Source organism: Luteimonas yanweni, assembly GCF_039548475.1.
Lineage (GTDB): Bacteria > Pseudomonadota > Gammaproteobacteria > Xanthomonadales > Xanthomonadaceae > Luteimonas.
This window is the reverse complement of sequence record NZ_JBCLVC010000007.1, coordinates 17236-35333: the sequence shown is the minus strand read 5'-3', so window position 1 is coordinate 35333 and position 18098 is coordinate 17236. Positions and strand designations below refer to the sequence as shown.

General features: G+C 71.5%; 16 protein-coding genes. 2 read left to right on the top strand and 14 right to left on the bottom strand.

Going from position 1 to position 18098, the window contains the following annotated elements; all coding sequences use genetic code 11:
* Positions 1–56: 56 nt before the first annotated feature.
* From WCE39_RS03130 to WCE39_RS03115, 4 genes are read right to left on the bottom strand one after another with little or no spacing between them, the layout of a single operon-like run.
* Entirely contained in the window at positions 57–467 is a 411-nt protein-coding gene (locus tag WCE39_RS03130) for a GtrA family protein (RefSeq protein ID WP_343275260.1), read from the bottom strand.
* A complete protein-coding gene (locus WCE39_RS03125) occupies positions 464–1417 on the bottom strand; it encodes a WxcM-like domain-containing protein (RefSeq protein WP_343275259.1) in 954 nt (317 codons plus the stop codon). The genes WCE39_RS03130 and WCE39_RS03125 overlap by 4 nt, the downstream gene beginning before the upstream one ends.
* A complete protein-coding gene (locus WCE39_RS03120) occupies positions 1417–2373 on the bottom strand; it encodes a glycosyltransferase family 2 protein (protein WP_343275258.1) in 957 nt (318 codons plus the stop codon). The genes WCE39_RS03125 and WCE39_RS03120 overlap by 1 nt, the downstream gene beginning before the upstream one ends.
* Positions 2358–3464 carry a DegT/DnrJ/EryC1/StrS family aminotransferase gene (locus WCE39_RS03115; RefSeq protein WP_343275257.1) on the bottom strand — a complete coding sequence of 369 codons (1107 nt, stop codon included), beginning with the start codon at positions 3462–3464 and terminating at the stop codon, positions 2358–2360. The genes WCE39_RS03120 and WCE39_RS03115 overlap by 16 nt, the downstream gene beginning before the upstream one ends.
* A gap of 129 nt (positions 3465–3593) precedes the next feature.
* Here WCE39_RS03115 and WCE39_RS03110 point away from each other — a divergent pair, with 129 nt between their 5' ends.
* Positions 3594–5123 (top strand): hypothetical protein, encoded by a 1530-nt coding sequence (locus tag WCE39_RS03110; RefSeq protein WP_343275256.1) that lies wholly within the window; start codon positions 3594–3596, stop codon positions 5121–5123.
* On the opposite strand, the gene WCE39_RS03105 is transcribed toward WCE39_RS03110, so the two are convergent.
* From WCE39_RS03105 to WCE39_RS03085, 5 genes are read right to left on the bottom strand one after another with little or no spacing between them, the layout of a single operon-like run.
* Positions 5120–7363: a hypothetical protein gene (locus WCE39_RS03105; RefSeq protein WP_343275255.1), complete on the bottom strand. Its 2244-nt coding sequence runs from the start codon at positions 7361–7363 to the stop codon at positions 5120–5122. The two genes, WCE39_RS03110 and WCE39_RS03105, sit on opposite strands and share 4 nt — an antisense overlap.
* Positions 7364–7366: 3 nt before the next feature.
* On the bottom strand, positions 7367–8500 hold the full coding sequence (gene rffA, locus WCE39_RS03100) for a dTDP-4-amino-4,6-dideoxygalactose transaminase (protein ID WP_343275254.1): 1134 nt from the start codon (positions 8498–8500) through the stop codon (positions 7367–7369).
* Positions 8497–9264, bottom strand: coding sequence for a class I SAM-dependent methyltransferase (locus tag WCE39_RS03095; RefSeq protein WP_343275253.1), 768 nt, complete (start codon positions 9262–9264; stop codon positions 8497–8499). Before WCE39_RS03095 ends, rffA begins: the two co-directional genes overlap by 4 nt.
* On the bottom strand, positions 9261–10295 hold the full coding sequence (locus tag WCE39_RS03090; RefSeq protein ID WP_343275252.1) for a GNAT family N-acetyltransferase: 1035 nt from the start codon (positions 10293–10295) through the stop codon (positions 9261–9263). Before WCE39_RS03090 ends, WCE39_RS03095 begins: the two co-directional genes overlap by 4 nt.
* The gene (locus tag WCE39_RS03085; protein WP_343275251.1) at positions 10288–11244 is read right to left on the bottom strand and encodes a glycosyltransferase family 2 protein; all 957 of its coding nucleotides are present in this window, start codon (positions 11242–11244) and stop codon (positions 10288–10290) included. Before WCE39_RS03085 ends, WCE39_RS03090 begins: the two co-directional genes overlap by 8 nt.
* A gap of 96 nt (positions 11245–11340) precedes the next feature.
* Here WCE39_RS03085 and WCE39_RS03080 point away from each other — a divergent pair, with 96 nt between their 5' ends.
* Positions 11341–12852: a hypothetical protein gene (locus tag WCE39_RS03080; RefSeq protein ID WP_343275250.1), complete on the top strand. Its 1512-nt coding sequence runs from the start codon at positions 11341–11343 to the stop codon at positions 12850–12852.
* A 2-nt stretch (positions 12853–12854) separates the two neighbouring features.
* On the opposite strand, the gene WCE39_RS03075 is transcribed toward WCE39_RS03080, so the two are convergent.
* From WCE39_RS03075 to WCE39_RS03055, 5 genes are all read right to left on the bottom strand, one after another.
* A complete protein-coding gene (locus WCE39_RS03075; RefSeq protein ID WP_343275249.1) occupies positions 12855–14516 on the bottom strand; it encodes an electron transfer flavoprotein-ubiquinone oxidoreductase in 1662 nt (553 codons plus the stop codon).
* 76 nt (positions 14517–14592) lie between these two features.
* Positions 14593–15246 (bottom strand): ABC-type transport auxiliary lipoprotein family protein, encoded by a 654-nt coding sequence (locus WCE39_RS03070; RefSeq protein WP_343275248.1) that lies wholly within the window; start codon positions 15244–15246, stop codon positions 14593–14595.
* Positions 15243–16169 (bottom strand): MlaD family protein, encoded by a 927-nt coding sequence (locus WCE39_RS03065; RefSeq protein ID WP_343275247.1) that lies wholly within the window; start codon positions 16167–16169, stop codon positions 15243–15245. Before WCE39_RS03065 ends, WCE39_RS03070 begins: the two co-directional genes overlap by 4 nt.
* Before the next feature lie 3 nt (positions 16170–16172).
* A complete protein-coding gene (locus WCE39_RS03060) occupies positions 16173–16967 on the bottom strand; it encodes an ABC transporter ATP-binding protein (RefSeq protein WP_343275246.1) in 795 nt (264 codons plus the stop codon).
* Positions 16964–18073, bottom strand: a complete 1110-nt coding sequence (locus WCE39_RS03055) for an MlaE family ABC transporter permease (protein ID WP_343275245.1) — start codon at positions 18071–18073, stop codon at positions 16964–16966. Before WCE39_RS03055 ends, WCE39_RS03060 begins: the two co-directional genes overlap by 4 nt.
* Positions 18074–18098: the final 25 nt, after the last annotated feature.

Below are 18098 nucleotides of genomic sequence, written 5' to 3'. Positions count from 1 at the left end.
CCCGGCGATTTTAGCCGGCGGCGGACGCGTGTGCGAATGCGGCCCGGACGCGGCGGTCAGCCGCGGGCGCCGCCGGGCCCCATCACGCGGCGGCCGAGCAGGAACGTGACCGGAACGCTGGCCGCCACCGACAGCAGCGGTGCCAGGCGTGGATCGACGCCAAGTGGGCCAATGGCGAGCTCCAGAACGCCCGCGCCGACGGCCCAGCCGGCCAGGCAGACCAGCGGCCACGCCGCGAAGCTGCGCCAGCTGCGCCGCGCGCGAAACGCGTAGCGGCTGTGCAGCAGGTAGCCGAAGCAGACGCCGAAGACGAAGCTGGCCGCATAGGCGCCCTGCGGCGGCAGCCACGGCAGGAGCAGCCAGTACACCACCAGGCACGAAAACGTATTGACCGCGCCGACGGCCACGAAGCGCAGCAGGATGGCGGTGCCACCGTCGCCGCGCAGCGCAGACAGGATCCCGCTCATGGCCCGCGGTCCGCGACCAGGGCCAGGAACTCGCCGTAGTCGCGGATGTAGTCGTCGGCGTCGTAGGCCTGCGATGCGAAGACCAGCAGCACGGCGTCGGGCGAGTACTGGAACTGCGTGCCCCAGGTCATCGGCGGCAGGTGCAGGCCGCTGTCGGGCGAGTCGAGCAGGAATTCGCGGCGCTGGTGGCCGTCGTCGGCCAGCACCCGCACCGATCCATGCGTGCAGACCAGGAACTGGTGGCACGCGCGGTGCGCGTGTTCGCCGCGGGTTTCGCGCGATGGCACGCCGTACACCAGGAAGTATCGCCGCGGCGCAAATGGCAGGTCGGCCCCGAAGTCTCCTACCGACAGCGAGCCGCGCAGGTCCATGAAGCGCGGCATGCGGTGCAGGCGCGCGCCGCCGTCGCCGTGGGCCGCACGGGGCCACGGGCCCGCGGCCTCCGCCATGCCGGCACCGGCGGCACCATCGTCGCCTTCTTCGGCATCGGTGACATAGCCCACGATGCGCGCCGGGTTGCCGACCACGATCGCGTTCGCCGGCACCGAGCGCGTGATCACCGCGCCGGCGCCGATCATCGCCCCGCGCCCGATCCGCAGGCCCGGGAGCAGGGTGGCGTTGGCGCCGATCGAGGCGCCGTCCTCGACCACGGTCGGACTGTAGGCCCCGGGGCGCTTGCGGCTGCGCGGGAACGGGTCGTTGCTGAAGGTCGCGTTGGGGCCGACGAAGACATCGTCGCCCAGGCGCACGCCGTCCCAGAGCTGCACGCCGCACTTGATGGTGCTGCGGTCGCCCACCACCACGTCGCCTTCGATGAACACGCCGTCGCAGATGTTGCAGTCGCGGCCGATGCGCGCACCCGGCAGCACGTGGGCGAAGGCCCAGATCCTGGTGCCTGCGCCGATGTCCTCGCTTTCGCACAGCGCGTTGGGGTGCACGAAATGATCCATCAGTCATCGCCCTCGAAGATTTGCTCGGAATGCACCAGCGCCAGCGGACGCGCCTTGGTGTTTTCGAACGTGCGCCAGGCATAGCTGCCGACCACGCCTAGGCCCAGGGTGTTGATGGCGCCGAAGAACAGGATGGTGAACAGCGTTGCCGCGTAGCCGGGGACGGTGACCCACCCCGAAGAGCGGGCCACCAGCACCACCAGCGCGAGCAGCGCGGCCGTGGCCAGGGCCAGGGCGCCGGTCAGGAACAGGATCCGGACCGGCAGGTCGCTGAAGGCGAACACGCTGTCGGAGAAATAGCGCAGCTTCTTGCGCAGGGTCCAGGCGCTGCGGCCGTGTTCGCGGCGGCGGCGCGAATAGGGCAGGAACACGCGGCGGCCACCGAGCCAGAACAGCTGGGCCACCAGGCTGGTGTTGGATTCCTGCAGCGCCAGCAGGCGATCCCGGAAGTCGGCGGTCACGGCGAAGATGTCGACGCCGCCGCACGGGATGTCGGGCATCACCAGCCGGCGATAGAGCGACCAGAACAGGTTGGAGGCGAGACGCGACAACGCCGGATCCTCGCGGCCGTCGCGCACGCCGAAGCCGACGTCGGCACGACCGTCGCGCAGCGCCTCGAGGAAGCGGGGCGCGAGCTCCGGCGGTTCCTGCAGGTCGGCGGCCATCACCGCGATCACGCGTCCGCGGGCGCGCCCCAGGCCGACGCGGATCGCGGGGAACGCGCCGAAGTTGCGCGTCAGTTCGACCAGCTGCGCGGTGAAGCCCGCGCCGGGCAGCGCGGCGCCCAGCAAGGCGTGGCTGTCGTCGGGGCTGCCGTCGACCACGAACACCGCTTCGAAGCCGCCCTCCACCTGCCGTGCCAGCCCGGCCAGCGCCTGCAGCAGTTGCGGGATCGAGCGGGCGTTGCCGTACACCGGCACGACCACGCTCAAGGCCGGGTTCAGAAGCGGTTGCATGCGTCGATCACCCTTTCGACCTCGCGATCGGTCAGTTCGGGAAAGCAGGGCAGGGACAGCGCCGTGCGCGCGTGGCGTTCGGTGACCGGCAGCGACAGCGCCGCGTGGCGCGAACCGAAACAGGGCTGCCGGTGGTCGGGCACGGGGTAGTGCACGTCGCTGGCGATGCCGGCCGCCGCAAGGTGCGCACCGAGCCGGTCGCGCGCGTCGCAGTGCACGACGTACAGGTGGGCGACGTGGTCCTCGTCGATGCCCCCGGGCACTGTGATCGCCGGATTCCGGATGCCGTCGGAGTAGCGGTTGGCGATTCCGCGCCGGCGCCGGTTCCAGCCGTCGAGCAGCGGCAGCTTTTCCGACAGCACCCGCGCCTGCAGCTCGTCCAGGCGACTGTTGCGGCCGCCGCAAGTGGCATTGACGTACTTGCGTTCCCAACCGTACTGCCTCAGCGCGCGCAGCCGCGACGCGACCGCGGCGTCGCCGGTGGTCACCGCGCCGGCATCGCCCAGCGCGCCGAGGTTCTTTGTGGGGTAGAAGCTGAAGGCCGCGGCGTCGCCGAACGCACCCGCGCGGCGTCCGTCGCGCGCACGCGCGCCGTGCGCCTGCGCGCAGTCCTCGACCAGTGCGATGCCGCGCGCGCTGCAGGTCGCGGCGATCGGCTCCATCCGCGCAAGGCGGCCGTACAGGTGGGTGGCCACGACCGCGCGCAACGGGCGGTGTCCGTCGCAGGCGCGTTCGACCGCGGCGGGATCCAGCGTCGCATCTTCGCCAACGTCCACGAACACCGGCTCCGCACCGCAGGCCATGGCGGCGGTGGCCGCATACATCGCGGCGTTGGCCGCCATCGCCACGCGGTCGCCCGGACCCACGCCCGTCGCCTTGAGGGCCAGCTCCAGCGCATCGCTGCCGTTGGCCACGCCGACGCAGTGCGTGGTGCCGCAGTACGCGGCGAACTCCGCCTCGAACGCGTCCACGCCTGCACCGAGCACGTAGTGGCCGCTGTCCAGGACCGACGCCATCGCGGCAAGCAGCGTCGCGCGCAGCGGCGCGACATGGCGGGCCAGGGAGTTCAGCGGGACGTGTTCGACTTCCATGCGTCATGCCGGGACGGTGGTCCCGCATTCTGCCAGAAGCGATTGCATGCTCCGCCGGCGCGGCGGCGCGCGGAGGTCGATCGATGTCCAAGCTATGATCCGCCGGGGCCGGCAGGCGGCGGGGACAGCATGCGACAGCGGAACATGGACATCGATGCGCGCGCCGCGCAGGGCCTGCACGCGGGCGTGCTGCTGCTGGTGCTGGCCGCCGCTTACATCGTGTTCGCCTTCGGGCTGACAGCCAACAGCCCGTTCCCCTTCTACCCGGACGACTTCTCGTTCCTGGCCGGCTCGCTGGCCGACATGGGCTGGAACTGGAAGCGCCCGGTGTCGACCAACATCATCTTCCTGGTGGCCGCCTGCGGCCAGGTCGCCAGCTACGCGATCCTCGCCGCGTCCACCGTGCTGGTCGCATGGCTTGTGCTGCTGCTCCTGCGCGATGTCTTCGGCGTCGGCATCGGCGCGCTGCCGGCGGCCGCCTGCGGCGTGGTGCTGTTCAGCCATGCCGGCGCCTTCGAGCACGGCAAGTACCTCGGGCTGATGACCAACCTCGTGTCCCATGGCTTCGGCCTGGCCAGCCTGCTGCTGCTGTGGCGCGGCTGGCGTGGCGGCAGGGCGTGGCCCTGCCTCGTCGCCGCGCTGGCCTACCTGGCCAGCGCGTTCGCCAAGGAGGACTTCCTGCTGCCGCCGCTGCTGCTGCTGGCCCTGCTGTGGATGCTGGACCGCGACGCGGGCAACGCGCAGCCACGGCGCCTGGGCGTGCGCGCGCGGATGGTGCTGTCGCTGCTGTTCGTCACGATCACATGCGGTTCGATGGCCTGGAGCGCATACGATCGCAATCCCTTCGTCGCCGGGCTGTTCTCGCCGGACACCAGCAGCGCGTCGTACGCGGTGGAGCTGGCCCCCACGGCGCTGGTGGGCGCGCTGCGCACACTGTTCATCGGCTACACCGGGGTGGCCACGCTGCTGTCGGCCGCTGCGTGTGTGGCGCTGTGCATGGTCCCGGCCCTGCGGCTGCGGGTGCTCTGGTTCGCCGCCACCTTGCTGGCGCTGGCACTGCCCTACGCGGTGATCCCGAACAACATGCCCGGGTATCGCGCCTATGCGTGGCTACCGTGGATGGCGGCGATGCTCGCGGTCGCGCTGGCGTACTGGCAGCGGTCGCGGGCCGGCAGGGCTCGGGGGGAGCGTGCGGTACCCGTCGTGGCCGCGCTCCTGGTCGCACTGCTGGCGGCCTGGGGCCACCACGATGCACGCCTTGCGCTTGCCCAGCGGTACGCGGCCGGCGAGTCGGTCAACCGGCGCATGCTGGAGCTGCTTGAATCGGCACGCGCGGAGCTTCGGGGCGCGCCGCTGGTCGGGCTGCAGGGGCTCGACGGTCCTTCGCCATGGTGCGGAAACGGCACCCTGTTCCTGCACCGCAAGCGCGGCTTCGACCAGCGCTGGCTGGTGTTCGCGCCGGGCCCGACGCCCTGCTACCAGAATCCCGTCGCGGGCCGCCTTGCGCGCCACGACCTGCGGCTTTTGGTGGCGTCGCCGCTGCAGGCCTGCGCGATGGACGGGCTGCCGGTGCTGGCGTTCGAAGCCGACGGCAGTGGCCGGCTGGTAACCGCGCGCGAGGTTTGCGCGGCGGCACGCGGGCCGGGCGCCGCGCGCTAGTCCAGCGGCACGCGGCCGGGGCCCCGCCACGGACGCGCCGGGCGCTCGATGCGCACGGCATGGCTGCCGGCTGCGGGGATGGCGATCGCCGACTGGTAGCCGTTCACGCGGAACACCGCCGCCGGTCGTCCATCGAGGCTTGCGTGCCAGCGGGCGGCAGGGTCCTCGTTGAGGACCAGCAGGCCCGGACCCGGCGCCTGGACGGTCGCCTCGAGCAGCGTCCTGTCATTGCGCGTGCTCGTGACCCGGCCGTCCAGCCGCCCCGGGCCGGCATGGGAGCCGACATCGAAACCGGGCGGCAGGTCGGCGGCGCGGACCATGGCGCGCAGCGGGGACGCGTTGCCGAGGCGGCGCAGCGCTTCGACCGGGGAATCGACCACGTCTACGCCCGCCGACAGGAAGAACAGCCGCGGCAGTGCCTGCGGATCGGTGCGCAGCACCAGGCCCGGGCGCAACGCCTCGTCGCCGGCGCGCGCAGCGTCTTCCGGCCAGAGCGACCAGCGGACGCCGTACAGCGCCGACACGGTGGGATTGGCCTGCGAAAGCAGCTGGTACTTCGCGTATTCCGTCGGGCCGATGCCGCCGTGGATCGAGCGGAACCCGTGCACGGTCCAGGCGTGCGTGAGCAGGTGGGCGTTGGGGGCGCCGGGGCCCAGCACGAAGCGGTACCGGTCGAGCCCCTCGAGCCGCGCCGCGAGCGCCGCGGCATCGGCGTGCGCCTGAACGCGGTCGGGATGGAACAGCATCGCGTCGTCGTGCGCGAACGTGATGTTGTGCCGGAACGGTGCCCAGGCCGTGGCGAAGAACAGCAGCGCGCTCGCGGCCACGAAGGGCGTCCGGCCGGCAAGCCGGCTACGCATGCACCATGCCAGCGCGGCGAAGGCCAGCAGCAGTGCCGCCAGGGCACTGGCCCGGTAGCCGGTGCCGGACGCCAGGATGGCGGCGATCCCGGCCGTGAAGGCCAGCGCTGCGAACCAGGCCCAGCCATCGCGTGCCAGCCCGGGGGGGGTGCGCTCGCGCAGTGACTGTATGCCCAGCGCGGCCACCGGCAGCAGGAGCACGACCGCCAGGCAGGACCACCAGATGAGCTCGCGCACCTTGTTGGCAAGCGGGAGCGTTGCCAGCAGCGGCGCCAGCGGCGCGAAGCAGGATGTCGCCGCGAACAGGCCGCAGGCGAGCAGCGCGCGCGCGCTGCGGGTGGCGGCCGTTGCCGGCAGGTGGCGCGCGAACATGCACAGCGCCGCGACCACCACCGCGGCGCCGAGATAGGCGTTGCCGATGCCGCGCCGGTACTCGAAGGACAGCAGCAGACTGGCGTCGGCCGGCGCCAGCGCGTGGTGGCGCAGCGCGGCCAGGGGCACCGGCTGGTGGCCGATGACATGCCCGCCGCCTTCGCCCAGCCAGCGGATCGAGCGGCCGTGGAACGCGAGGATCTCGGAGAGATAGGGCCAGCTTGCGGCGAACACGGCCAGCGCCGCCGCCGCCAGCCAGGCGCTGGTCGCCGCCAATGCGCGCAACGCCCCGGCATCGCGCGCGGCCGCCGCCTGCGCGGCCACCAGCAGCCATGCCCAACCGGAGGCCCAGGCCGCGAACACCAGGTTCTGCGCCGGATGCGCGTGCACCAGCAGGATCGCGGCCACAGCCAGCAGCAGTGCCATCGGCGCCTGCCGCTGCCAGCCCGCGCCCAGGTACAGGCGAACCTGCGCCGCCAGTACCCAGGGCAGCCACGCCATGCCGGCGATGATGTGCGGCCAGCCGGCGGCGGCGCGCACCGCCGGGAACCAGGGGATCGACAGCGCCACCACCACGGCGAGGGCAGTGCGGACGCCCAGCGCCCGGGCCAGGGCGTACGTGCCTGCGCCGAGCAGCGCGAGGTGCAGCAGGATGATGGCGTTCAGCCGGTCGAGGGTGGCCGCCGGCGAGGCGTCCGCGCCGGCCCAGTTGAAGTACAGCGGGTAGAGCACGTGGTAGTTCGGGTTCGACCAGTTCGACTCGCCGGCGCGCACGCGCTCGGTGTACATGGCCGCGAGCAGCCCTTCTTCCTCGATGGCGTGGCTCGCCTCGTTGAAGAACGCCAGCAGCATGTCGGCCTGGTCGGGGCCGCGGGCGAGCGTCTGGCCGGCATAGTGCATGCGCGCGATCGCGAACACGGCGAGCGCGACCAGCACGACGAGGGCGATTTCGCGCAGGAATCCGCGCGTCCGGGCCTGGGTCGGGATGCCGGGCGAAGCGATCGCCACGTCTCAGTCCAGCGCGCGCAGGGCGCGGTCGACGGCCTCGAGCACGTGGTCCATATGCGGTTCGAGGCCGATCCACATCGGCAGCCTGAAGATCCGCGCGGCGATGTCGTCGGTGACGTCGAGCCCGCCGTGGGGCCGGCCCAGGCGCGCGCCGGCCGGCGACGAGTGCAGCGGCACGTAATGGAACACCGACAGCACGCCGTCGGCGCGCAGCGCGTCCAGGACCCGGCCGCGCGCCGCGATGTCGGGCGCCAGCAGGTAGTACATGTGCGCGTTGTGCTCGCAGTGCGCGGGCACCACGGGCCGGCGCACCCGGCCGGCGCGCTCGTGCGCATCGGCCCAGTCGTGGTAGCGCCGCCACAGGGCGAGGCGCCCATCGGTGAGTTCGCGGGCGTGGTCGAGCTGGGCACTCAGGAAGGCGGCGGTGACTTCGCCCGGAAGATAGGACGAACCGAGGTCGCACCACGTGTATTTGTCGACCTCGCCGCGATGGAAGCGGCCGCGGTTGGTGCCCTTCTCGCGGATGATCTCGGCGCGCCCGGCCAGCGCCGGGTCATTGACCAGGAGCGCGCCACCCTCGCCGCACATCACGTTCTTGGTCTCGTGGAAGCTGAAGGTGCCCAGCGCGCCCAGGCTGCCCAGCGGGCGGCCGCGATAGCGCGACATCACCGCCTGTGCGGCATCCTCGACCACCAGCAGGCCGTGGCGCGCGGCAATGTCGAGGATGGCGTCCATCTCGCAGGCGACGCCGGCGTAGTGCACCACGCAGATCGCGCGCGTGCGCGGGGTCACCGCGGCTTCGACCAGGGTTTCGTCGAGGTTGAGCGTGTCCTCGCGCACGTCCACGAAGACCGGCGTCGCGCCGCGGAGCGCGAACGCGTTTGCGGTGGAGACGAAGGTGTAGGAGGGCATGATCACTTCGTCGCCCGGGCCGACGTCGGCCAGCAGCGCCGACATCTCCAGCGCGGCGGTGCAGGAATGGGTCAGCAGCGCGCGGGCCGCGCCGGTCTCGCGCTCCAGCCAGGCGTGGCAGCGGCGGGTGAAGGCGCCATCGCCGGACAGGTGCCCGCTCGCGTGCGCCGCGTCGATGTTGGCGAGCTCGCCGCCGGTCATGCACGGGCGGTTGAAGGGGATCATCGGATGTCTCCACGGCGTGCGACGACCACCCGGCTGCCGCCGGCGGGGAAGCGCAGGCCGATGGCATGCAGGGCATCCTCCGCGCGCATGACACAGTCGAAGGCGGCATCCAGCGGACGCGGCAGGGCGAGCTCGGCCAGCGCATCGTGCTCCGCGTCCGCGCGCTGCGGCCGCAGCCGGGACAGCGCCATCATCGGCAGCAACAGCGCGGTGAAACTGCTGCTCCACGCGGGTTCGAAGCCCGTTCCGCGCAGCTTGCGCTCGAGCTCGCCGCGGGCGTAGCGGCGCACGTGGTGCGCGGCGTCGTCCTGCCTGCTCCACAGCCAAGGGTGCTGCGGAACGCTGAGCACCACGATGCCGCCGGGCCGAAGCGCCCGGTGCAGGCTGCGCAGGGCAAGCACGTCGTCATCAATGTGCTCGAGCACGTCGTAGGCGCCGATGGCGTCGAAGGCCGCGTCGAAGGGCAGGGCGCGGGCATCCAGCCGAAGCAGCCTGGCCCGTGGCACCCGCTGGCGTGCGAACTGCAGGCTGCCGGGAAGGTATTCGCTTCCGCTGACCTGCCATCCGGGGAAGCGCGTGGCCACGGCCGAGAGCACGAAGCCGGTGCCGCAGCCCACCTCCAGGTAATCACGCACGCCGCCGCCGTGGCGGCCGAGCAGTCGCAGCAGCAGGCGGTTTCGGGCCCGGAACCAGAAGTTGCCCGCTTCCAGCGCCGCCAGCCTGGGGAAGTACGCGGCGTCGAATCCACCGGCGCGCATGCTCATGCCGCCACGCACCAGGCCTGGGAGAATGCGCAGGCGCGCCCGTGGTCGTCGTGCAGCCACGCGTTCGCACGCAGCGTGCCGCCGATCGACGGCCAGCCCGCGCGCACGGTGAGCACGTGGCCGCTCCCGGCGGCGATATCCGCCAGCCGCAGCGTCGACCGCAACACCGGCGCCAGAGGGATGCCCGCGGCTTCCGATGCGAGCGCCGCGAACGCCGCCGCGGGCAGCTGGCCCTCCACGTCGATCACCGCCACGCCCGGTGCGTGGCGGCGCGTGGCCACGGGGCGCGTCGTGGCCGAGAGCATCGCGTTGACGTGCAGGGTGTCGAAGGCGGCATACAGGTGGAAACCCTCGCGGCCCCACACCTTCTGCACCGCGAAATTGTCGACCTTGGTGGACATCCGCATTTCGCCGAAGCCGAGTTCGCGGTAGTGGGCCTGGGTGTGGCGGATCAGGTCGGAGAACAGGCCGCCGCCCGCTTCGGAGGGCAGCACCCCGAAGACGCCGCCGTTCGCGATGCCCGCGTGCCGGTCGGCCTCGCAGCTCGCGAACGCGATGGCGCGGCCCTGGCGGCGCGCGATCCAGGTCGTCGTGCCTGCGTTGCTGCGGTGGCGCAGCGCCCATTCGCGATAGCCGGCCAGCGCCAGCGAACGCGTGAACAGCGGATTGGCAAGGTAGTGGCTTGCATAGTTGCCGAAGCTGGCGTCCACCAGCGCGCCCACGACCTCGTCGTCATCCGCCGTGGCCAGCGAGATCGTGACGTCGCGGTTCACCACCGGACGCGGGCAGGAGCGGGCGAGGTCGACGGTGTAATAGACCAGCACGCCGGCGTCGATGACGTCGAAGCCCTGCGCGGCCAGTGCGCGGACGGGGGTGGTGCTGCCCACCGGCAGGCGATAGATGGCGACGTCGGCGGCGCTGTGGAGGAGCCCTGGAAGCGGGTCGTCGTCGAGTCGTGTGGCGCGCCAGACCTCGAGGCCGAAGCGGGCGCTGTCGGGTTCCGAGCGCGCGAGCGCGGCCCGCTCAAGCATCGCCGGGCTCCGGCGCGTTGAGTTCGCGCTCCACCACGTAGGCGGGGCGGCGCTTTCCGTCCTTGAACACCTGGCCCACGTACATGCCCACCACGCCCACGCAGAACATCAGGATGCCGCACAGCAGCCAGATCGACGCGATGATGCTGGTGTAGCCCGCCACGCCGGTGCGCCCGCTGGCCCAGAGGAAAACGGCTGCCGCCACCACGCCGAACGCGAACAGCGACACCGCCATGCCCGCCTTCACCACCAGCCGCAGCGGTTTGTCCGAATGCGAGAGCACCACGCCAAGGGCGAGTCGCGCGGCCTTGCGGAGGCTGTAAGCACTGCGTCCCTGCGCGCGCGGGGCGTGGGTGACCGGGACCGATTCCGACGGCAGGCCGGTCCAGCGCACCATCAGCGGGAAGCAGCGGTCGCTTTCGGGCATGGACAGCAGCAGCTCGACCACGCGGCGCGAGTACACGCCGAAATTGGCCACGCGGTGGTCCTGGGGGACGCCGGTCAGCCAGGCGAGGAAGCGATAGAAGCACCATGAGCTGAAGCGCTTCCCGATCCCGTCGCGTCGCGCGCTGCGCTGCGCATGGACGATGTCGCTGCCCGCGCGCGCGCGCGCGAGCAGCGCGGGGATTTCCTCGGGCTGGTCCTGCAGGTCGCAGTCCATGACCACCACGTGCGCGCCGCGCGCATGCTCGAGCCCGGCATAGATCGCGGCGTGCTGGCCGAAGTTGCGCGACAGGCGCAGGCCGCGCACTTCGGGATGCAGGCGCGCGAGCTCGTCGATCCGCTGCCAGGCATCGTCAGGGCTGCCGTCGTCGACGAGCAGGATCTCGATCTGCCCTGATGCGGCAAGCGCGCGCTTGCTGCGCTCCACGAGTTCCTCCAGGCAACCTGCGCAGCCGTAGACCGGTGACACGATGCTGAGCGTGGGCGTGAGGTCGGTTGCGGGCATGTCCGCAATAGTGCCGCAACGCGGCAGGGTTGGACATGCCCGGTCGATGGCACGTCGCTATACTCCCGGGCCGACAGGACGCTTGCCGCGGACACCATGGCGCCGAGTCCATTTTTCGTTTCCGGGTCGAACCCGGCGCTGCGCGCGCTTCCGTGGATGCTTGCGCTGGCGGTGCTGGCCAATGCATTCGCGTTCGCCGGGCAGATGGCGAATCCGCTGGTGTATTCGGACAACTGGACCTTCATCGACACCTTCCTGCGCGTGGCGCTGGAGGAGGGCGCGGGCTTCGGTGACTTCCTGGTCAAGCGCGCCGGCGTCGACCACGCCCAGCCCCTCAACAAGCTGTTGATGCTGGCCAATGCGCGCTGGTTCGGCCTGGATTTCAGGCTCGAATCCTGGTTCGGCCTGGCCTGCGCGGCGGGCGGCTGGCTGCTGCTGTGCGCGGTGGTGCTCGGGGAGCGACGCCAGGCCCGGGCGCATACGGTCGGCCCGTGGGCGGTGGCGCTGCTGCTGGCCGCCATCGTCGCGGTGCAGGTGTCGCCGGCCACCGCCGACGTCTACGTCTATCCCATGGTCACCATGGCACACGCGTTCTACCTGCTGGGCTTCGCGACGCTCGCCGGCGCATGGCACGCGTACCGCGGCACTGCCGCCTGGCCGATGGTCGTGGCGGCCGCTGCCGCCGGCATCGTCGGCGACGACTCCGCCGTGCTGCTGGTGGCGGCGGTCGCGCCGGCGCTCGTCCTTGCGGGCCTGCGCGAAGGGCGCATGCGTGACGCGACGCGCGTGGTCGTGCTCCTGGCGCTGGTGCTGCTTGCGTGCCGCGGCATCTACATGGCGTTCGGCGAGATCAGGGGCAGCACCCACCCCGACTTCAACGTCGGCTTCGCCGCGCGCGTCGCGGGCCTGGCCGGGCAGTGGCGCGAGGCCTGGCGGTGGCTGGTGACGCCGCTCACCGCGGGCCTGGTGCCGGCGTCGACCCTGCGCCTGGCATTCGGCGGCGGCTGGGACACGGCGCGCATCGCGCTGGCGCTGCTGGTGGCCGCCGCGCACGGCTGGTTCTGGTGGCGCGCGCTGCGCCTGCGTCCCGGCGCCACCTGGTTCGTCGCGGTGGCGCTGATGCTGCTGTTCTACGCCATGGTCGCCGGAATCCTCTACGGCCGGGTGTTCGTGCGAGGCGCGGACTTCCTGGAGCAGGGGCGCTATGCGGTCTTCTACCAGCTTGGCATCGTGGCGCTGCTGCTGATGGCGCTGGCGCCCGGCGCCCTGCGCGGCGCGCGTGGCGCCGCGGTCGCCACCTGCGTGGCGCTGGCGCTGCTGGCAAGCCAGGCCGTGCTCGCGGTCCATGCCTGGGACCGCTTGCCCGGATACCGCGCGGCCTACGTGGTGATGGCGCGCGACATGGCGGCGGTGGCGCGCGACCCGCGAACGCCGCCGGAACCGTGCGCGATCGGCATCGACATCTGCGTTCGCCCGGAGGCGACGCGCATCGCGCTGATGGCGATGCTGGTGGAGCATCGCCTGAACCTGTTCTCGCCGCGGTTCCGCGCGAGCCATCCGGACCTGGCCGAGGCCGCTGGCCCGCGCCAGGAGGCGCCCGTGCGCTGACTTCAGAGGTTCTGGTAGTTCGGCCCGGAGCCGCCTTCCGGCGTCACCCAGGTGATGATCTCGTAGGGATCCTTGATGTCGCAGGTCTTGCAGTGCACGCAGTTGGCGGCGTTGATCTGCAGGCGCTTGCCGGTGTTCGCGGGGCCGTCGGGATCGTCGACGATCTCGTAGACGCCGGCCGGGCAGAAGCGCGTGCAGGGGTTTCCGTACTCAACGGTGCAGCGGGTCACGCAGACCTCGGTGTCGTGCACCAGCAGGTGCACCGGCTGGTCTTCGTCGTGCTCGGTGGCGGCGAAATAGACGCCGGCCAGGCGGTCGCGCGGGGCGAGCTCGCGCTGGCCCCAGTCCCGTTCCGGCTGCACGCGCGTGCCGAGTCTGTCGAGCGACGACCAGTCCGGCGCGACCTTCAGCGTCCACGGCGTGTGGCCGCCGAGCGCGGTCTCCAGCGCGGCGTTGGCGAGGCCGAACCACAGGCCCTTCTTGAAGCCGGGCTTGACGTTGCGCACGGCGCGCAGCTCGCGCATCGCGTCGGAGTCGCGGAGCCTGGCGTCGAAGCCTTGCGGCGCCAGACCACCGGCGGCCAGGTGTTCGGCGGCCAGCATGCCGCTGCGGATCGCCTGGTGGGTGCCCTTGATCTTGGGCACGTTGAGCAGCCCGGCGGTGTCGCCGATCAGGAGCGCGCCCGGCATCTCCACCTTCGGCAGCGACTGCCAGCCGCCGGTGACGATGGCGCGCGCGCCGGCGGACAGGATGTTGCCGCCCTCGAGCAGCGGCTTCACGGTGGGATGGTTCTTCCATTGCTGGAAGGCTTCCCATGGCTTGAAGTCGGGGTCGCTGTAGTCGAGGCCGCTGACGTAGCCCAGCGCCACCTGGTCGTTTTCCAGGTGGTAGAGGAAGCTGCCGCCGTAGGTATGGCTGTCGGCGGGCCAGCCCAGCGAATGCACGATTTTTCCGGGCGTGGCGCGGCCGGCGGGCAGCTGCCACAGCTCCTTGATGCCGATCGAATAGGCCTGCGGGTCACTATCGGCATCCAGCCCGAAGCGCTTCACCAGGCGCTTGGTCAGGTGTCCGCGCGCGCCTTCCGCAAGCACGGTCACCTTGGCGCGGATGTCGATGCCGGCGGTGTAGCCCGGTTTCTCCGAACCGTCGCGAGCGACGCCCATGTCGCCGATGCGCACGCCGATCACGGTGCCGTCGTCGGCGTGCAGGGTCTGCGCGGCGGCGAAGCCGGGGTAGATCTCCACGCCCAGGGCCTCGGCCTGCGGCGCCAGCCAGGCGCACATCGCACCCAGGCTGACGATGAAGTTGCCGTGGTTGCGCATGCCCGGCGGCACGATCGGGAACTTGCGGCCGCCGTCCTTCGTCAGGTACCAGAGTTCGTCTTCGGTGGCGGGCACGCAGACCGGCGGCGGATTGTCGCGCCAGCCTGGCAGCAGGGCATCGAGCGGTTCGGGCTCGATCACCGCGCCGGACAGGATGTGGGCGCCGATGGTGCTCGACTTCTCGATCACGCAGACCGAGATGTCCGGGTTGACCTGCTTGAGGCGGATCGCGAACGCCAGGCCGGCGGGTCCGGCTCCGACGGTGACGACGTCGTACTCCATGACGTCGCGCTCGGGCTCGGGCACCTCGACGGTGGCATTGGGATCTGCGTGCGGATTCATGCGGGAGGCCCGTGTGGTGATGCACGGATTGTCGCGGCTGGGCGCGCAGGCGGCAAACCCGGGCCGATGGCCGCAGCTACAGCTGCTCCGGCCGGGGAAGGGTGCGGGCGTGGGCCTCGCCGGTTTCCAGGGTCCAGGCTGCGACGTCGTGGCCGAGGGTTTCCAGTGCGCGGGTATAGGCCTCGGCCACGCTGGCCACGTCGGTGGCGGTCGCGGGCTCGGCCACGGTGAAGGTGCGGGCGGCGCTGATGCCCTGCGCGCGCGCATGCAGCAGCTTGGCGTGCAGTTCGATGGTCGCGCGGGGCACGGTGCCGCCGGCATAGTCGGCCTCGAAGCGACGCAGGTCCAGCAGCAGCCGGTAGTCCGGGGCGATGCCGCTGCCGCGGCGTGCCACGCCGGGTGCATGCCCGGAATCCTCCAGCGTGCGCAGGATCACTTCCTCGACCATGTCCGAGGGCGCGCGCGCCCAGCTGGCGCCGCTGTAGACCTGCAACTCGCCTGGCGTGGGCCGCACCGCGATACGGAAGGTGTCCACGGTGCGCGCCGCCGTTGGCGGGTTGATCGAAAGCTGCCAGTCCACGCGCGGCCACGACGGGTCGGCCGGGACCCGCGGGTCGGGGGCGAAGATCGCGCCGCGTTCGCGCTCGCCGCCACCAAGGATGGAGCAGGCGCCCAGGGCCAGCGCCGCCGCGACCAGGGCGCCGCGGGCAAGGAGGGTGGTCGGCTTCATTCGGGTTCGAACTCCTTGGGTGCGTCGCGACCCAGCAGGTAGCGTGCGGGGTTGGAATCGAAGCGGTCGCTGATCCGGCGCAGGTCGCGCACCAGCGAGCGCAGCTCGCCCAGCGTTGGCCCGAGCTGGGCCAGGCCGTCGTTGGCGAAGCTGTTGATGGCGTTCCGGTTCTCGCCAAGGATCGCGTCGGCGCTGCCGGCCGCGGAGTCGATCCGTGCCAACGTGGACTCCAGGCGTTCCACCATGCCCGGAAGCTTCTGCACCAGCTCGCGGTCGATGCCGTTCATGGCGCGATTGGACGTTTCCACGGCCTCGACCAGCTTCTCGCTGGCCACCCGGGTGTTGGTGATCAGCGACTTCAGGTCCTCGCGCTGGCCTGCTACCGCGCCGGTCATGCCTTCGATGTGTTCGAGCGTATTGGCGATGCGCTCCACGTTCTCTTCGCTCAGCACCTGGTCCAGGCGCGCCACCAGGCGGTTGGCGGTGTCGGCGATGTTCTGCAGCGCCGAGGCCTCGGTCAGGATCACCGGGATGTCGTCCTTGTCCTGGGGCAGCAGTCGCGGGGCCTCCGGGCTGCCGCCGGTGAGCTGGATGAAGGGCGCGCTGGTGAGGCCTGCGATCGACATCTTTGCGCGCGTGTCGATCTTCACCGGGACGTCGGCGTTGACCCGGATCCGCGCCACCACGCGGCGCGGGTCCTGCGGCGCCAGCGACAGCGAGTCCACCGTGCCCACCGCGATGCCGTTGTACTGCACGGTGCCGCCTTCGGTGAGGCCGGTGACCGGCTCGTCGAAGACGACGTGGTAGGCCTGCCAGTTGCGGTCGCTGGAGTACTTCGCCGCCCACAGCCCGAACAGCAGCATGGCCACCGCCACCGCCAGGGTGAAGGCGCCGATGAGGACGTAGTTGGCCTTGGTTTCCATCGATCAGGGTTCCACGGCGGCGCGTTGGCCCGCCTCTCGTGCCGCGCGGCCGCGAGGGCCGTTGAAGTATTCCTGCACCCATGGGTGATCGAGGCGTTCGATGTCCCCGATGCTGCCGGTGGCCACCACCTTCCTGTCGGCGATCACCGCGACGCGGTCGCAGACAGCGTACAGCGTGTCCAGGTCATGGGTGATGATGAAGACCGTCAGGCCGAGCGCCTGGCGCAGGGTGAGGATCAGGTTGTCGAAGGCCGCCGCGCCGATCGGGTCGAGCCCCGCTGTGGGTTCGTCCAGGAACAGCAGCGGCGGGTCCAGGGCCAGCGCGCGCGCCAGCCCGGCGCGCTTGCGCATGCCGCCGGACAGCTGCGAGGGCAGCTTGCCGATCGCATCCGCCGGCAGTCCGGCGAGCTTGACCTTGAGCAGGGCCAACTCTCGGCGCAGGCCGTCCTGCAGCCGGGGGTGGTGCTCCTTCAGCGGTACCTCGACGTTCTCGCCGACGCTCAACGACGAGAACAGCGCGCCGTCCTGGAACAGCACGCCGGTGTTGCGCTCGATGTGCAGCCGGCCGGCGGCATCGTCGGCACGGGCATCGACGCCGAGCACTTCGATCGTGCCGGCGTTGGGCGTACGCAGGCCGATGATCGAGCGCATCAGCACCGACTTGCCGCTGCCCGAGCCCCCCACCACGCCGAGGATTTCGCCCTGGCGCACGTCCAGGTCGAGGCCGTCATGCACCACCTGCGCACCGAAGCGGTTGACCAGCCCGCGCACGCGGACGATGGCGTCGTCGGCGCTCACCAGCCCACCTGCATGAACCAGATCGCGGCCACCGCATCGAGCAGGATCACCAGCGAGATCGTCTGCACCACGCTGGAGGTGGTGCGCTCGCCCAGCGACTGCGCGGTGCCCTCGACCTGCAGCCCCTCCAGGCAGCCGATCAGCCCGATCACGATCGCGAACACCGGCGCCTTGGACATGCCGACGAAGAAGTGGCGCAGCTCGATGGTGTCCTGCAGGCGCACCAGGAAGGCCTGCGGCGGGATGCCGACCTCGAACGCGGCCACCGCCATGCCACCCAGCAGGCCGGAGATCATCGCGATGAAGGTCAGCAGCGGCAGCATCACCAGCAGCGCCAGCAGCCGCGGGATCACCAGCAGGTCGATGGGGTCCAGGCCGAGGGCGCGGATGGCGTCGACCTCCTCGCGGCTGACCATGACGCCGATCTGCGCGGTGAACGCGCTGGCGGTGCGGCCGGCGAGCAGGATCGCGGTCAGCAACACGCCGAACTCGCGCAGGAAGGCGAAGCCGACCAGCTCCACCACGAACATCGATGCGCCGAAGTCGGCCAGGATGGTGGCGCCGAGGAACGCGATCACCGCGCCGACCATGAACGAGAGCAGCGCGACCAGCGGCATCGCGTCCAGTCCCACCTGCTCCATGTGGTGCACGGTGGACGTGAGGCGCAGGCGCCCCGGCTGGCGCACGATGCGCCCGACCTTGGTCAGGCTCTCGCCGAGGAAGCTCACCAGGGCCACGATCTCGCGGCCGTTGTGGTGCATGGTCTCGCCAAGGCGCGCGAGCGCGGCGGCCACGCCGTACTCGCGACGCTTCTTCGGACGGTCGTCGGCCACGTCCTCGATCGCGGCGACCAGGGCCAGGTGGTCTTCGCGGAATCCCAATGCATCGTCCGCCAGGCCGCGCCGGTGGGCGAAGCGCAACAGCAGCAGCACGCCCATGGTGTCGAGGCGCTCGATGCCGGTGGCATCCACCTTCGACGCGCCGTCGGGCGCGCCGCCCAGCGCCTGGGACACCGCTTCGGCATTGTCGAGCGTCCAGCCGCCCGACAGGTGCAGGGCGTCGCCGTCGAGGGCGAGCGTCGGTGGGCTGGCGTTGGCGGCGGGCATCGGGCGGGTGCGTGGGTGGTCGGCG

Excerpts from the sequence above, each read along its gene's own strand:
- WCE39_RS03130 (WP_343275260.1), bottom strand. The coding sequence starts at position 467 with ATGAGCGGGATCCTGTCTGCGCTGCGCGGCGACGGTGGCACCGCCATC.
- WCE39_RS03125 (WP_343275259.1), bottom strand. The coding sequence starts at position 1,417 with ATGGATCATTTCGTGCACCCCAACGCGCTGTGCGAAAGCGAGGACATC.
- WCE39_RS03120 (WP_343275258.1), bottom strand. The coding sequence starts at position 2,373 with ATGCAACCGCTTCTGAACCCGGCCTTGAGCGTGGTCGTGCCGGTGTAC.
- WCE39_RS03115 (WP_343275257.1), bottom strand. The coding sequence starts at position 3,464 with ATGGAAGTCGAACACGTCCCGCTGAACTCCCTGGCCCGCCATGTCGCG.
- WCE39_RS03110 (WP_343275256.1), top strand. The coding sequence starts at position 3,594 with ATGCGACAGCGGAACATGGACATCGATGCGCGCGCCGCGCAGGGCCTG.
- rffA (WP_343275254.1), bottom strand. The coding sequence starts at position 8,500 with ATGATCCCCTTCAACCGCCCGTGCATGACCGGCGGCGAGCTCGCCAAC.
- WCE39_RS03095 (WP_343275253.1), bottom strand. The coding sequence starts at position 9,264 with ATGAGCATGCGCGCCGGTGGATTCGACGCCGCGTACTTCCCCAGGCTG.
- WCE39_RS03090 (WP_343275252.1), bottom strand. The coding sequence starts at position 10,295 with ATGCTTGAGCGGGCCGCGCTCGCGCGCTCGGAACCCGACAGCGCCCGC.
- WCE39_RS03085 (WP_343275251.1), bottom strand. The coding sequence starts at position 11,244 with ATGCCCGCAACCGACCTCACGCCCACGCTCAGCATCGTGTCACCGGTC.
- WCE39_RS03080 (WP_343275250.1), top strand. The coding sequence starts at position 11,341 with ATGGCGCCGAGTCCATTTTTCGTTTCCGGGTCGAACCCGGCGCTGCGC.
- WCE39_RS03075 (WP_343275249.1), bottom strand. The coding sequence starts at position 14,516 with ATGAATCCGCACGCAGATCCCAATGCCACCGTCGAGGTGCCCGAGCCC.
- WCE39_RS03070 (WP_343275248.1), bottom strand. The coding sequence starts at position 15,246 with ATGAAGCCGACCACCCTCCTTGCCCGCGGCGCCCTGGTCGCGGCGGCG.
- WCE39_RS03065 (WP_343275247.1), bottom strand. The coding sequence starts at position 16,169 with ATGGAAACCAAGGCCAACTACGTCCTCATCGGCGCCTTCACCCTGGCG.
- WCE39_RS03055 (WP_343275245.1), bottom strand. The coding sequence starts at position 18,073 with ATGCCCGCCGCCAACGCCAGCCCACCGACGCTCGCCCTCGACGGCGAC.